General features: G+C 69.1%; 13 protein-coding genes. 9 read left to right on the top strand and 4 right to left on the bottom strand.

Annotated features, from left to right (window positions below):
* Positions 1-8 precede the first annotated feature (8 nt).
* From ACP699_RS11250 to ACP699_RS11235, 4 genes are read left to right on the top strand one after another with little or no spacing between them, the layout of a single operon-like run.
* The gene (locus tag ACP699_RS11250) at positions 9-1,070 is read left to right on the top strand and encodes an ABC transporter permease (RefSeq protein WP_055871404.1); all 1,062 of its coding nucleotides are present in this window, start codon (positions 9-11) and stop codon (positions 1,068-1,070) included.
* The gene (locus ACP699_RS11245; protein ID WP_055875340.1) at positions 1,067-1,975 is read left to right on the top strand and encodes an ABC transporter permease; all 909 of its coding nucleotides are present in this window, start codon (positions 1,067-1,069) and stop codon (positions 1,973-1,975) included. Before ACP699_RS11250 ends, ACP699_RS11245 begins: the two co-directional genes overlap by 4 nt.
* On the top strand, positions 1,972-2,805 hold the full coding sequence (locus tag ACP699_RS11240) for an ABC transporter ATP-binding protein (RefSeq protein WP_127483276.1): 834 nt from the start codon (positions 1,972-1,974) through the stop codon (positions 2,803-2,805). The genes ACP699_RS11245 and ACP699_RS11240 overlap by 4 nt, the downstream gene beginning before the upstream one ends.
* Positions 2,798-3,637, top strand: a complete 840-nt coding sequence (locus tag ACP699_RS11235) for an ABC transporter ATP-binding protein (RefSeq protein WP_055871395.1) — start codon at positions 2,798-2,800, stop codon at positions 3,635-3,637. Before ACP699_RS11240 ends, ACP699_RS11235 begins: the two co-directional genes overlap by 8 nt.
* 106 nt (positions 3,638-3,743) lie before the next feature.
* Here ACP699_RS11235 and ACP699_RS11230 read toward each other — a convergent pair whose 3' ends face one another.
* Both ACP699_RS11230 and ACP699_RS11225 read right to left on the bottom strand, forming a co-directional pair.
* On the bottom strand, positions 3,744-4,997 hold the full coding sequence (locus tag ACP699_RS11230; protein WP_426171162.1) for an NAD(P)/FAD-dependent oxidoreductase: 1,254 nt from the start codon (positions 4,995-4,997) through the stop codon (positions 3,744-3,746).
* The gene (locus ACP699_RS11225; protein ID WP_426171160.1) at positions 4,990-6,543 is read right to left on the bottom strand and encodes a cryptochrome/photolyase family protein; all 1,554 of its coding nucleotides are present in this window, start codon (positions 6,541-6,543) and stop codon (positions 4,990-4,992) included. Before ACP699_RS11225 ends, ACP699_RS11230 begins: the two co-directional genes overlap by 8 nt.
* Positions 6,544-6,781: 238 nt before the next feature.
* Between ACP699_RS11225 and rpsF the strand changes: the two genes are divergently transcribed.
* The 4 genes from rpsF to rplI are packed head-to-tail and all read left to right on the top strand — an operon-like array spanning position 6,782 to position 8,446.
* Entirely contained in the window at positions 6,782-7,150 is a 369-nt protein-coding gene (rpsF, locus tag ACP699_RS11220; protein WP_017829852.1) for a 30S ribosomal protein S6, read from the top strand.
* 5 nt (positions 7,151-7,155) lie between these two features.
* The gene (locus ACP699_RS11215; RefSeq protein WP_021201451.1) at positions 7,156-7,671 is read left to right on the top strand and encodes a single-stranded DNA-binding protein; all 516 of its coding nucleotides are present in this window, start codon (positions 7,156-7,158) and stop codon (positions 7,669-7,671) included.
* Positions 7,672-7,727: 56 nt separating this feature from the next.
* Positions 7,728-7,982: a 30S ribosomal protein S18 gene (rpsR, locus tag ACP699_RS11210; protein WP_017829850.1), complete on the top strand. Its 255-nt coding sequence runs from the start codon at positions 7,728-7,730 to the stop codon at positions 7,980-7,982.
* Positions 7,983-7,993: 11 nt separating this feature from the next.
* Entirely contained in the window at positions 7,994-8,446 is a 453-nt protein-coding gene (gene rplI / locus ACP699_RS11205; RefSeq protein ID WP_426171157.1) for a 50S ribosomal protein L9, read from the top strand.
* 72 nt (positions 8,447-8,518) lie between these two features.
* On the opposite strand, the gene ACP699_RS11200 is transcribed toward rplI, so the two are convergent.
* The gene (locus tag ACP699_RS11200; protein WP_426171155.1) at positions 8,519-9,217 is read right to left on the bottom strand and encodes a helix-turn-helix transcriptional regulator; all 699 of its coding nucleotides are present in this window, start codon (positions 9,215-9,217) and stop codon (positions 8,519-8,521) included.
* 70 nt (positions 9,218-9,287) lie between these two features.
* Between ACP699_RS11200 and ACP699_RS11195 the strand changes: the two genes are divergently transcribed.
* The gene (locus ACP699_RS11195; protein WP_426171153.1) at positions 9,288-10,028 is read left to right on the top strand and encodes an alpha/beta fold hydrolase; all 741 of its coding nucleotides are present in this window, start codon (positions 9,288-9,290) and stop codon (positions 10,026-10,028) included.
* 147 nt (positions 10,029-10,175) lie between these two features.
* Here ACP699_RS11195 and ACP699_RS11190 read toward each other — a convergent pair whose 3' ends face one another.
* Positions 10,176-13,793, bottom strand: coding sequence for an efflux RND transporter permease subunit (locus ACP699_RS11190; protein ID WP_426171151.1), 3,618 nt, complete (start codon positions 13,791-13,793; stop codon positions 10,176-10,178).
* Between the last annotated feature and the right edge of the window lie 103 nt (positions 13,794-13,896).

Below are 13,896 nucleotides of genomic sequence, written 5' to 3'. Positions count from 1 at the left end.
GACATCTCATGACGACAGTGGCGGTGCAGAGGCAGGCGCAGCGGCGCCGATCGCCTCTGCTCGGATACCTGCTGCGGCGGGCCGGCACCTCCCTGCTCCTGTTGGTGGGCGTGACGATCGTCACGTTCGCGCTCACCAACCTGGTGCCGGGAGACCCGGTCTCGGCCGCGCTCGGTGAGGGTGCGTCGCAGAACCCCGCGACGCGTGACGCGTTCATCAAGGAGCACGGTCTCGACCAGCCACTGTTCGTGCAGTACTTCATCTATATGGGGAACCTGCTGCGCGGGGACCTCGGCACGTCGCTGGTGACCGGACGCCCGGTCACCAGCGACCTCGCCACCGCGGTGCCGGCGACCATCGAGATCGCGATCGGGGCGATCATCGTCAGCCTCGCGGTCAGCATCGTGCTCGGTACGCTCGCCGCCTACCGTCGCGGACTCGTCACCGACCAGGTCATCCGCGTCGTGACGCTGGTCGGGCTCAGCGTGCCGACCTTCTGGCTGGCACTCGTCAGCTTCTACGTCTTCTTCCTCGAGCTGCGCATCGCACCGGGATCCGGCCGCATCTCCCCGTCGATCACGCCACCGCCGCGCGTGACGGGGCTCTACACGGTCGACTACCTCCTGGGCGGCGACGCCGTCGGCTTCTTCGACGCCCTCGCGCACCTCGCGCTTCCCGTCATGGTGCTCTCGCTCGTGACCATCGGTCTGCTCACCCGTTTCATCCGCACCTCGGTGCTCGAGGTCCTCGGGAGCGATTACGTGCGCGCCGCCCGAGCCAAGGGGCTCCCGGCCATGCGGGTGATCCTCGACTACGTGCTGCGGGGAGCGTCGCTGCCGATCCTCACGGTGGTGGGTGTCGCGTTCGGCGCTCTGCTGTCGGGCACGGTGCTCGTCGAGTCGGTGTTCGCCTGGCCGGGCCTGGGCACCTACGCCTACAACTCCGCCGCGAACCTCGACCTGCCGGGCATCATGGGCGTCGGTCTCGTGGTCGGCGTCATCTACCTCCTCATCAACTTCATCGTCGACCTGCTGTACGGCGTGCTCGACCCGAGAGTGAGGATCGCATGAGCCGCATCGCCGCCGCCTCCCCGGCCGGGCGCTTCCGCTTCCGCTGGCCCCGCGCCTGGCGCACGCCGCTGGGGATCATCGGCACCGTCATCGCCGGAGCCTGGATCATCGTGGCCTTCACCGCCCAGTGGTGGGTCCCGTACCCGCCGAACGCGCAGGTGCTGCCGCGCCTGCAGCCTCCGGGGATCGACACGCTCCTCGGGACCGACGGCAACGGACGCGACATCTTCTCCCGCCTGATGACCGGCGCCACCGTGAGCCTGCCGCTCGCGCTCATGCTCGTGATCGCGGCCATGATCATCGGCACGCTCATCGGAGCGCTCGCCGGGTACTTCGGCGGCTGGGTCGACGAGACGCTCATGCGCATCACCGACCTGTTCATGGCCTTCCCGACCGTGATCCTCGCGATGGTTGTCACGGCCTCGCTCGGCCCGTCGCTGTTCAACGCGGTGATCGCGGCGATCGTGGTGTCGTGGCCGCAGTACTCCCGTGTCACGCGCAGCATCGTGCTGGGGCTCCGCGGCCAGAACTACGTGATCGCGGGACGACTGCTCGGGCACTCGCCGGCACGCACGCTGTTCGTCGACATCCTCCCGAACATCGCCGGCCCCGTCCTGGTGCTGGCGACGCTCGACATCGGCGCGGCGATCCTCCTGCTCTCCGGACTCTCCTTCCTCGGTCTCGGTGCGCAACCGCCGACGGCCGAGTGGGGGTCGATGATCTCGGGTGCGATGCAGAACTTCGACGCCTGGTGGCTCGGGGTCTTCCCGGGTCTCGCGATCCTGACCGTGGTGCTGGCGTTCAACTTCCTCGGAGATGCGATGCGCGACGTGCTCGACCCGACAGCCGAGATCACGCACGAGAAGGCTGCGGAGCACAAGGCGTCGGCGGGGGTGGCCGCATGAGTGCCCAGAACGCTGTCGCACAGCAGGACGCGACGCTCAGCATCCGCGATCTGACCGTCGACATCGGGCGTCCGCTCGTCAAGGGTGTCTCCCTCGAACTCGAGGCGGGTCGCATCCACGGTCTGGCCGGAGAATCCGGGTCCGGCAAGACCCTCACCTCGCTCGCCGTTCTGGGACTGCTGCCGCGTCAGGCCCGTACCGGGGGATCGATCCTGCTCGGCGGCGAAGAGCTCCTGGGACTCAACCGGCGCGCGCTCAACAGGGTGCGCGGCAAGCGGATCGCGATGGTGTTCCAGGATCCGTCGGCCTCGCTGCACCCGCAGCTGCCCGTGGGACGCCAGCTCACCGACCACATGCGGGTGCACCTCGGTCTCAAGGGCGCCGCCGCCCGAGCGCGGGCTGTCGAGCTGCTCGAGACCGTGCAGGTGCCGAACCCGGCCGCGGCCCTGGGGCGCTACCCGCACCAGTTCTCGGGCGGGCAGCGTCAGCGCATCGCGATCGCGTGCGCTCTGGCCTGCGACCCCGAGGTGCTGCTGGCGGATGAGCCCACCACCGCTCTCGACGTCACGGTGCAGGCGGGCATCCTGAAGCTGCTGCGCGACCTCGCGATCGAACGCAACCTCGCCGTGCTCCTCGTGACCCACGACCTCGGCGTGATGAGTGCGATCGCCGACCGTGTGGCGGTCATGAAGGACGGCCGCATCGTGGAGCTCGCCGACCGCGAGACGCTGTTCCGCGATCCTCAGCACGAATACACGCGCATGCTGCTCGCGGCCCTCCCGGGTTCGCGCATCGACGAGGCACCGGAAGGGCAGGCCGCAGATGAGTGAGGTCGCAGTCCTCGACGCGCGCGACGTGGTCGTGCGCTACCCGGGCAACCCGCCGGTGATCGCCGTGAACGGTGTGTCGATCAGCGTCGCCGCGGGGGAGACCGTCGCGCTGGTCGGTGAGTCCGGCAGCGGCAAGTCGAGCCTCGCCCGTGCCGTGGTCGGCATCGAGAAGATCGCCGCGGGGACCGTGCTCTTCCGTGACGCCCCGGTGTCGCCGCTCGGCATCCGCCGTCGCTCGATCGCCCTCACCGGCATCCAGATGGTGTTCCAGGACCCGGCGACGTCGCTCAACCCGCGGCGCCGCGTCGGCGACCAGATCGCTGATGGCATCGCCACCGCCCGTGCGCGCGGTGCCGAGGGATCGACCGTGGACGAATGGCTCGAACGCGTCGGATTGCCGACGAACGTGAGCACGCGCTTCCCGCACCAGTTCTCGGGCGGGCAGAAGCAGCGCATCGCGATCGCCAGGGCCCTGGCCGCGCGGCCGTCGCTCCTCGTTGCCGATGAACCGATCTCGGCGCTCGACGCATCGACCCAGACGAGTGTCGCCGGACTCATGCGCGACCTGGTGGCCGAGTCGGGGGCGGGAATGCTGTTCATCTCCCACGACCTGGCCGTGGTGCGGCGCATCGCCGACCGCACGTTCGTGATGTTCGGTGGGCGCGTGCTCGAGTCGGGTCCGACGGACCAGCTCTGGGCGGCACCCGGGCATCCCTATACGCAGGCGCTCCTGGCCGCGATCCCTGAGCCGGACGGATCCGGGCGCATCCCGGTCGCGCCGACGACGGAGGAACGGATCGTCTGGTCGGAAGTGCCGCCGGTCCTGAACTGAGGTCGCTCGCAACCGCTCCGCCCCGACGGGGACGATTCGTCAGCGCACGAGCCTCAACACCGCGTCGCTGCGCGCAGCCGCGTTCACCGGACTCGGAGAGAGCCGATCACTCTCGAAGCCCCGCGTCGACCAGCACCGCTCGGGCCGCGCGTTCTCCCGACGCCAGGGCTCCCTGGATCGATGCGGTGTCACGGTGATCGCCGGCGATGTACATCCGCGCGGCGAAGCGCGGCGAGCGGGCCGGCTCCAGGGGCGCCGGTTGGGTCGGGAGTGCGTCGGCGATGTCATCGCGACGAAGCAGCTCCCACGCGCTCAGGTCGGTGCCCCAGATCCCGCTCAGGTGGCGGCGCACCTCGCTCTCGGTGGAGGGATCGCCGCCGTGCGGAAGCAGACATGTCGCGGCGATGAGATGGCGTCCGGCCGGGGCATACGACGGGACCGTGTTCGTCATCACCACCGTGTTCACGATCGGACCTCGGCGCCGGCCGTCGACGGTGAGCAGTGCGGAGGAGGTCGGCGCTTCGGCGGCGGCGAACCACCAGGTCTGCAGGCCGTTCGTCGCCGGCGTGGAGAGTCCGGTGAGTTCGTCGACCGCTTCCGGCCCGACCGCGACGACGACCCGGGCCGCGTGGAGGGAGTCGCCGTCGGCCACCTCCACCTGCACGCCCTCACCGAGTGAGCGCACGTGTGCGACGGGGGAGCCGAGACGGAGTTCGGCTCCGGCTCTCCGTGCCTGTGCGGCAAGCTGCTCCGGCACCGCAGCGATCCCCTGAGCCGGCAGGCCGGGGCGCCCGAGCGCGAAGTACCGCACCAGCAGCCGCGCGAAGGCGTTCGATGTCACGCCGCGGTCCTCTGCCAGCACCCCTGCGAGGAACGGCTCGAGCACGGCGGTGCGGAGAGGGCCACGCAGACCCGCGGCATCCCACCCCTCACGTACCGTGACATCGTCCTGCGCGAGACGGGAGAGCGGACGCACCAGAGCCGGCGCCGCCCAGCGCGCGAGCGCGACGGCATCTGCTCCGTTCACCAATCCGCTGCGCAGCGTGGGGATGATCGAGAGTGGATGCCGCAGTGGATGCCGTAGCTCAGCCGTGCCGTGAGCGGTGCGTACCCGCACGCCGACCGGGAAGCTGCGCAGGGCGAGGGCATCCAGATCGATGCTGCGGCGCAGTGCCGGGTAGGCCGGATTCAGCACCTGGAAGCCGCGATCCAGCCGGAACCCGTCGACGATGTCGGTGCGCTGGCGGCCTCCGACGGCATCCGAAGCCTCGAGCACCACGACCTCGAGTCCCTGTGACGCGAGCATCCCGCCGCAGCGGAGTCCTGCCAGCCCTGCCCCGATCACGATCACGTCAGGCATTCGCTCCGACCTCTCCTCTGCGGATCGCCGCCGCGCGTCCGCTGATCGCGGCCCGTTCCTCGTCGTCGAGCAGACGTGCATTGCGCACCTGCAGGGCCATCCGCGGATTCGCGGCGAGTGTCGTCTCGTTGCGCATCAGGAAATCCCAGTACAGCGTGGTGATCGGGCAGGCATCCGCTCCGATCCGCTTCCGGGGATCGAACGGGCACGCGCGACAGTGCGGACTCATTCTCGAGATGTAGGCACCGGAAGCGGCGTAGGGCTTGCTCCCCATCAGCCCGCCATCGGCGAACTGGCTCATTCCCATGGTGTTGGGCAGCTCCACCCACTCGACCGCGTCGACATAGACGGCCAGGTACCAGGCGTGCAGGTCGGTCGGCTCGACACCGAGGAGCAGGGCGTAGAGACCGGTCACCATCAGTCGTTGGATGTGGTGGGCGTAGCCGTTCTCCAGTGTGGTGCCGATCGCGTCGGCCAGGCACGCCATCGAGGTGTCACCCGTCCAGTACCACTCCGGCAGCGGTTCGTGTGCGTCGAGCGCATTGTGACGCGCATACTCCGGCATCTGGGTCCAGTAGATTCCGCGCACGTACTCGCGCCATCCGAGGATCTGACGGATGAACCCCTCCGTCGATGCCAGAGGGGCGTGTCCGGCGCGGTAAGCGGCCTCGGCTGCGGCGACCACTTCGCGCGGATGCAGGAGCTTCAGGTTCATGGCGGCGGACAGGTGGGCGTGCCACAACCAAGGTTCCCCCGGCCACATGGCGTCCTGTGCGTCACCGAACCACGGCAGGCGTTCGTCGATGAAGAGCGTCAGGGATTCGAGAGCCTGCGCGCGGCTGACCGGCCATGCGAACGTGTCGAGGCGACCGGGATGGTCGGCGAAGCGTGCCGCGACGAGCGTGAGGACGTCGCGGGTGATCTCGTCCGGGGCGAACACGGCTCTCGGTGGCACCATCCCCGGTCCCTGCGCAGGGAAGGCTTTTCGATTCTCGGCGTCGTAGTTCCACGCGCCGCCCTCGGGCTTCCCCTCCGGTGTCATGAGGATCCCGAAGCGTCGGCGCTGTTCGCGATAGAAGTACTCCATGCGGAGCGTGCTGCGCTCACCCACATGCGCCGCGAACTCGCGCACCGTGCAGAAGAAGTGGCGGTCTTCGCGGATCTCCAGAGGGATATCGGCCTGCGCGGCCACCCGTCGCAGCGACTCCAGCACCCGCCAGTCGCCGGGCGCCGTCATCACGAGGGACGCCGGTTCCAGCCGCACGACATCGACGGTCAGCTGATCGGCGAGCGTGCCACGACCTTCCGGGTCGTCGAGCGCGGTGTAGTGGACCACACGCCCGGCGGCGCGCATCTCGGCCGCACTGTGGCGCATGGCGGACAGGAAAAGGGCGGTGCGCTGCTTGCTGCTCCAGACGTGTGTGGATTCCTCGGCGACCTCAGCCATCCACACCGCATCGAGGAGCGGATCGAACCCGTCGAACCCGCTCGCCTCGAGGTCGAGTTGGTCGCCGAGCACGACCACCAGATTGCGGACGGGCTGCATGGCACCAGCGTACGACCGTCACGCATGAGGGGCCGATCGGGGAAGCGCGGCCCACCCCCATGTGTTGACGCGCGTCGCGTCCCGGGGTTCCGTTCGCGGCCTCACTGCTCTTCCGCTAGACTGTCAAGGTTGTCTGTCTCGCGGCGTCCATTCGGGATTCCAGAGACCGGCACGTGCACACACCCTCCTGCTCCCGGGAAAGTCCCGAGAGCCGTTCTAGTCCGAAGGAGGTGGGTAAGTGACGCACCAGTACGAACTCATGGTCATTCTGACCCCCGAGATCGACGAGCGCACGGTCGCCCCGACGCTCGACAAGTTCCTGAAGGTCATCACCAACGATGGTGGCTCGATTGACAAGGTCGACATCTGGGGCAAGCGCCGTCTGGCTTACGAGATCCAGAAGAAGACCGAGGGCATCTACGCCGTCGTCAACTTCACCGCTACCAGCGAGGCCACGCAGGAGCTCGACCGTCAGCTGAAGCTGAACGAGCAGATCATGCGTACCAAGGTCCTCCGCTCGGAAGAGGCTCAGGCGATGGTCGCTTCGGAGGCCAAGCGCTCCGAAGAGAAGGCTGCTCGCAAGGCCGCCAAGGCTGCGAAGGCCTAAGTCCCATGGCCGGCGAAACCGTCATCACCGTGGTGGGAAACCTCACGGCCGACCCCGAGCTGCGCTACACGCAGAACGGGCTGCCGGTGGCGAACTTCACCATCGCATCGACGCCTCGGAACTTCGACCGTGCCGCGAATGAGTGGAAGGACGGCGACGCGCTGTTCCTCCGCGCATCCGTCTGGCGCGAGTTCGCCGAGCACGTGGCGGGTTCGCTGACGAAGGGCATGCGCGTCATCGCGCAGGGCCGTCTGCGTCAGCGCTCCTACCAGGACCGCGAGGGCAACCAGCGCACCGCGATCGAGCTGGAGGTCGACGAGATCGGCCCCTCGCTCCGGTACGCGACCGCGCAGGTCACCCGTGCGGCCTCGACCGGCGGTGCCGGCGGTGCCGGTGGCGGTGGACAGTCCCGTCCCGCGCAGCAGCAGGTGTCGGAGGAGCCGTGGTCCACGCCCGGTTCGTCGACCAGCGCGGATGCCTGGAGCACTCCCGGCAGCTTCGGCGACGACACCCCGTTCTGAACAACTTCTGGATCCGGCCTTCACGGCCGGCATCCGCTCATCACTAAGGAAAAACAATGGCTGGAAAGTCGAGCGGCGACCGCCGCAAGCCGCGGAAGGGTGGCAAGCCCACCGCTCCCGCGAAGTCCATCCGGGTCGGTGTCATCGATTACAAGGATGTCGCCACCCTTCGCAAGTTCGTCTCGGAGCGCGGCAAGATCCGTGCCCGTCGTATCACCGGTGTCTCGGTGCAGGAGCAGCGTCTGATCGCCACGGCGATCAAGAACGCGCGCGAAATGGCGCTCCTGCCCTACGCTGGCGCCGGCCGGTAAGGGGTATCGAGATGGCAAAGCTGATTCTCACGAACGAGGTCGCCGGGCTGGGTAGTGCCGGTGACGTTGTCGAGGTCAAGAACGGGTACGCCCGTAACTTCCTCATCCCGCAGGGCTTCGCTACGGCGTGGACCCGCGGTGGCGAAAAGCAGGTCGCATCGATCCAGGCCGCGCGTCAGGCACGCGCGATCCACGATCGTGACGACGCTGTCGCGCTGAAGAACGCTCTCGAGGGCACCAAGGTGCGCCTCACGGTCAAGGCCGGCAAGGAGGGTCGTCTCTTCGGCTCCGTCAAGACGGACCACGTCGCGGATGCTGTCGCAGCCTCCGGCCTGGGCTCGATCGACAAGCGCAAGGTGCACATCACGTCGCCCATCAAGGTGACCGGTGAGCACGAGGCGACCGTGCGTCTGCACGACGACGTCACCGCAGTGATCACGCTGCAGGTCGTCGCCGCCAAGTAAGGCACGTCGAGAACGCCCCTGTCCTCCGGGACAGGGGCGTTCTGCATTCCCCGGCCCGGTCGCTCGTGCGCCTCACCCGTCTCCACCGTGCACCGGCCGTGCACCGGCCGGCGGCTCTCCGACCTCATCGACGGTGTGACCGCTGCAGGCCGCCTTCGTGACGCTGGCCCTCTCGACGCGCGACACGGCGAACCACCGCATGGCGTCACGCAGACGGCACCACCCGACCAGGTACCACTGGCCGTTCGTGGAGGCGAACAGCACGGGCTCGACATCACGGGTTGTCGTGTTCCCGTCTCTGGCCGTGTACCGGAGGCGGACCACGCGCTGGTCCGACATCGCCTCCTCCAGCGCCGACCGGATCGCGCGGGAGGAAGAGGGCGGCGCATCGATCCACACGCGGTGGGCGAGCGCGTCGGCTCGGGCGCGCGTGTGAGGATCGAGGACATCCAGGATCTTCCGCACACCCGCCGCGGCCAGGTCGGCGTAGGGGGCGTCGGGCGCCGCGGACACGGCAGCCATGAGCGCCACGGCCTGCGCGGGAGACAGGCTCACCGGCGGCAGCGATGCTCCCACGGCCAGGCCGTAGCCGCCTCCGGGCCCCGGGCGCGACCACAGCGGCGCGCCGCTGCGTTCCAACGCCGCCAGGTCGCGTTTGACGGTGCGCACGGAGACGTCGAACTCCCGCGCCAGACGCTCGGCCGAGCAGCCCCGCGATCCGCTGCGTCGGAGCATCTCGGACAGCGCATGCAGGCGCTCTGTACGCTTCACGGTTCTGCCTGAAAATTCATGACATAAATAGTGACACACACCTGCCCGCACTGCGGAACAAGCTGGGGGTATGACACAGACGACGAGCAGCCCGACCATCCTCTTCATCGCCGGCCACTGGTTGGGTGCGTGGGCGTGGGATGAGGTCCTCGAACACCTGAACGCCGCGGGCCCTCGTGCGGTCGCGATGACGCTGCCGGGTCTCGACGCGAACGATCCCGAGCGTGCGACGAAGACGCTCGACGATCAAGCCGCCGGGATCCTGGGGGAGCTCGCCCGGCTCGGTGTCTCAGAGCAGCATCCCGCGATCATCGTCGCGCACAGCGGCGCGAACGCGCCCTTCAGCCTCGTGCTCGATCGGCACCCGGAGCTGTTCGGCCGGGTGGTGTGGGTCGACTCCGGCCCGGTGGCGACCGGGAGCGTGTTCGCGCCCGACCTCCCGGAGCAGGTGGACGAGCTTCCTCTGCCGCCGTTCGAGGTGCTGGGGCAGCAGGCGAGCCTGGAGGGACTGAGCACGGAGGTGCTCGAGCGCTTTCGCGAGCGGGCCGTGCCGCAGCCCGGCCCCGCGCTGCGGCAGCCCGTCGAGCTCGTGGACGATGCGCGTCGCAGGATCCCGACCACGCTCGTGTGCTGCTCGATCTCGGGCACGCAGGTGCGGGAACTGGCGCAGGCGGGTCATCCCATGTTCGCCGAAGTCGCGGAGCTCGACCACCTCGACGTCGTCGACCTGCCGACGGGGCACTGGCCGATGTGGAGTCGTCCCGGCGACCTCGCGGAGCTGATCCGTGCGGTCGCGTCCTCCAGCGACTGAACCCTGCGCCGTGCGGGCCTCAAGCCCGCACGGATGTCGGGAGAATGCACGGATGTCGGGAGAATCCGGCAGATCCGTACGGGATCCGCGGGAACCTCCCGACATCCGTGCGGCGATCACCGCACTTCGGTGAGCGAGCGCGAGGGGCTACTCCCTGTCGGCCGCCACCTCGAAGACGTCCGTCGTCTCCTCGGCAGAGGCGGCACGGCGCTCCTCACGGCGGGCCCGTCGCTCGGCACGCTTGGCGATCCGGCGATCCCGGCTGCGCTCCACGAGCGTGTACAGGACCGGCACCAGCACCAGGGTGAGCAGCGTCGATGAGACCAGTCCGCCGATCACCACGATCGCCAACGGCTTCGAGATGAACACGCCACCACCGGTCAGGCCGAGCGACATCGGGACCAGCGCGAACACGGTCGCGGCCGCCGTCATCAGGATCGGACGCAGACGCAGCCGCGTTCCGTGCTCCACGGCCTCGTCCAGGCTCGCCCCGGCCACCCGGAGGCGGTTCACGAGGTCCATCAGCACGATGGCGTTCGTCACGACGATGCCGATGAGCATCAGCAGTCCGATCAGGGCAGGAAGCCCCATCGGCGTACCGGTGAGGAGGAGCCCGAGGATCGCACCGGTCGCCGCGAACGGGATCGAGATGAGCAGCACGAGCGGGCCGCGGAAGTTGCGGAACGTCGCCACCATCACCAGCAGCACGAGAACGATGGCCCCCAGCATCGCCAGACCGAGCTGACTGAACGCCTCGTCCTGCTGGGCGGACGCGCCGCCCTGCTCGAACGTGACCCCCGCCGGCAGGTCGGTCTCGGCGATCGCTTCGTCGATCGCCCGGCTGGCCGCCGACAGACCACCCTTCTCCGGCGTGACCGTCAGGGTGACCTGCCGCTCGCCTTCCGCGCGGGTGATGGTCGGAGCGGTGAGCTCTTCCTCGACCGTGGCGATCGCGGCCAGAGGGATCGCGGTGCCCGTGACCTCGGTGGCCGCCTTCTGCTCCGCCTCGGCGGCTTCGGCCTCGACCTGCTGGGCGGCGGCGTCGGTGCGGCTCTGACGCAGGGCCTTGATCTGCTCGTCCGCCGCCTTGATGCCGGACTGCGCGCCTTCGATCGCGCTCTGCAGTGCCGAGAGCTGCTCGGCGCGCTCCGCCTGCGCCTGGAGCACCGCCTCGTCCTCAGGACTCAGCGGGTCTGCGGGGACGATCGGCGCCGCCGACAGCTCCGCGAGCTGCTTGTTCAGGGCGCCGATCTGACCCGCGAGCTCGGCCCGCTGCTTCGTGGCCGTGTTGATCTGCGAGTCGAGTTCTTTCTCGGCCTTTGTCTTGGCCTCGTCGGCCTTGGCCTTGGCTTTGGCCTCGAGTGCGTCGGCGGCGGCCTTCTGCGCCTCTGCCGTCTGCTGGGCCGTGACGGGCAGCATGATCTCGCCGAGCTTGTCGGCGGTTCGTGCCGAGCCCGGCGTGCGCACGACGATGTCGCGCTCCCGACCCTCGTACATGAGGGTGCCGACGGTGGTGCCCGAGAGCGCCTCCTGCACGGCCTTCGCGATCGTGGCCCGGTCGAAGCCGAGGCGCGCGGCCAGCGGCTCGTCGACCTTCACGCGCAGCACCGGCTGCTCGCCCGCGAGCTCGCTCTTCACGGAGCGCACCCCGTCGGCGTCGGCGAGCTGCGTCTCCAGCAGATCGCTCGCGGTCCGCAGCGCGGCCGGGTCGTTGCCCTGGATGGCCAGGGCGATGCCGTCACCGGCACCCGCGAGGGAGGCGTCCTGCGAAGCGAGCTCGATCGTGCCGCTGTCGGCAAGACCGTCCAGCGCCTTCTGCACCTTCGACTCGACCGCGGCGACGTCGGCTCCGTCCTTCACCCGCAGGTCGTAGGTGATCGACGTCGGGGTGCCGGGTGTGGGGACCGGGATCGAGGTGGTGATGTCATCGATCTCCGCGATCTTCCCGAGCGTCTTCTCGACCGGCTCCGCGGCGGCGACCAGGTCGGCCGTGGCCTCCTTCGGGGGCGTCTGCACGACCTGCAGGCTCGCCTGACCCGATGAGCCCAGGAAGTCGGTCTGGATGAACGGCGTCATACCCAGCGTCGCGACGAGCAGCAGGGCCGAGGCGACCAGGGTGATGACCGGGTGTCGACGGGTCGCGTTCAGGGCCGGCATGAACGTGCGCTGCAGGCGGTCGGGAGCCGTATGGATCTCGTCGAGCTCGGACGGCACCTCGTTCTCGTGGGCGAGCGGTGCGTCGTCCGCCGATCCCTCGGACACTGGCTGAGCCGCTTCGGCAGCTGCGGCACGGTGCTTCGGAGCCCTGTTGAGGAACCAGGAGGCGAGCACCGGCACGATCGTGAGCGAGACGACCAGAGAGGCGAGAAGCGCGATCGAGACCGTCACCGCGAACGGCCGGAACAGCTGCCCGGCGATTCCGGAGACGAAGGCGATGGGCAGGAAGACCGCGACGGTGGTGAGCGTCGAGGCGGTGATGGCACCGGCGACCTGGCGCACCGAGGCGACGATGCCGTCGATGGTGAGCGGTCCGTCGCCGCGTCGTCTCGAGATGTTCTCGATCACCACGATGGAGTCGTCGACGACACGTCCGATGGCGATCGTGAGCGCGCCGAGGGTCAGGATGTTGAGGGTGTTGCCGCTCCACCACAGGCCCACGAGCGTGATCAGCAGCGACAGCGGGATCGACACGGCAGCGATGACCGTCGAGCGCCACGAGCGCAGGAACGCGAGGATCACGAGCACGGCGAAGAGCAGGCCCAGCCCGCCCTCGACGGAGAGGTCGTGGATCGACTGCTCGATGTAGGGCGCCTGGTCGAAGATCGTCACGAACTCGGCCTTGACGATCGGGGCGAGCCGGTCGAGCTCGGCGTTCACGCCGTGCGAGATGTCGACCACGTTGGCTCCCTGCGACGGGATGATCTGGAGCGTGAGCGACGGGTTGCCGTTGACCCGCGAGATGGTCTGCGCCGGCACCGTCTCGATCGAGACGTCGGCGAATTCGGCGACCGTGACGGCTCCCTCGGGCGTGGGTACAGGCAGGGCCTGGATGTCTTCGAGAGTGGCGAGTCGCGACCCCACGGTGATCGACAGAGGCCCCTCGGCGGAATCCGCCTGCCCTGCCGGAAGCGCGGCGCCGTGCGCCTCGAGGATCGGGCCGAGCGTCGAGGGCTCGACCTTCAGCCGCGTGACATCCGCGGGGCGGAGATCGATCGTGATGCGCTGCGTCTCCTGGCCCGCGAGCTCGACGGCGCGCACACCCGGTACGCCCTTGAGCGCCGGGACGACGGTCTGCTGCAGAGCATCGCCGAACTTCTCCTGGTCGCCGCTGGTGCCCGCGCTGAGGACCATCGCGGGCAGATCACCGGCACCGCCCGACGCCACCTGGACCTCTGTGCCCGAGGGGAAGCTCGGCTTCAACGACTCGGTCGCACTGCGGATCGTGCGCAGGGTCTCCTCGTCGTTCTCCCCGAACGACCACTCGACGAGGATCTGCGCACCCCCGCTGGATGTGGTGGACGTGACGCTCGTCACGCCGGGCACGGCGCGGACGGCCTGCTCGACGGGCTCGGTCACGCTGCTCGCCATCTCTTCGGGCGCGAGACCCTGCGACTGCGCCGAGATGAACGCCATGGGCGCCTGCAGCGACGGCATCAGCTCCTGCTTGAGCGAGCCCATCGAGATCAGGCCGAGAGCGACGATCGCCAGTGTCGCGAGCGACAGGATCAGGCGGTTCTTGAGACTGCTGCGTGTGAGGAACGACATGGAGCGGTGAGGTGCTTTCGGCTGGGTCGCAGCGGCGGGCGAAGTGGCACGCGCGCGACGCGGAAGCCGCCTGTGATCACTCGACCCACGTCGCCCCGTGCCG

It is taken from the genome of Microbacterium sp. DWRC1-3 (genome assembly GCF_049896645.1).
Lineage (GTDB): Bacteria > Actinomycetota > Actinomycetes > Actinomycetales > Microbacteriaceae > Microbacterium > Microbacterium maritypicum.
The sequence above is the reverse complement of the archived record's forward strand: the minus strand, read 5'-3'. Positions and strand labels throughout refer to the sequence as shown.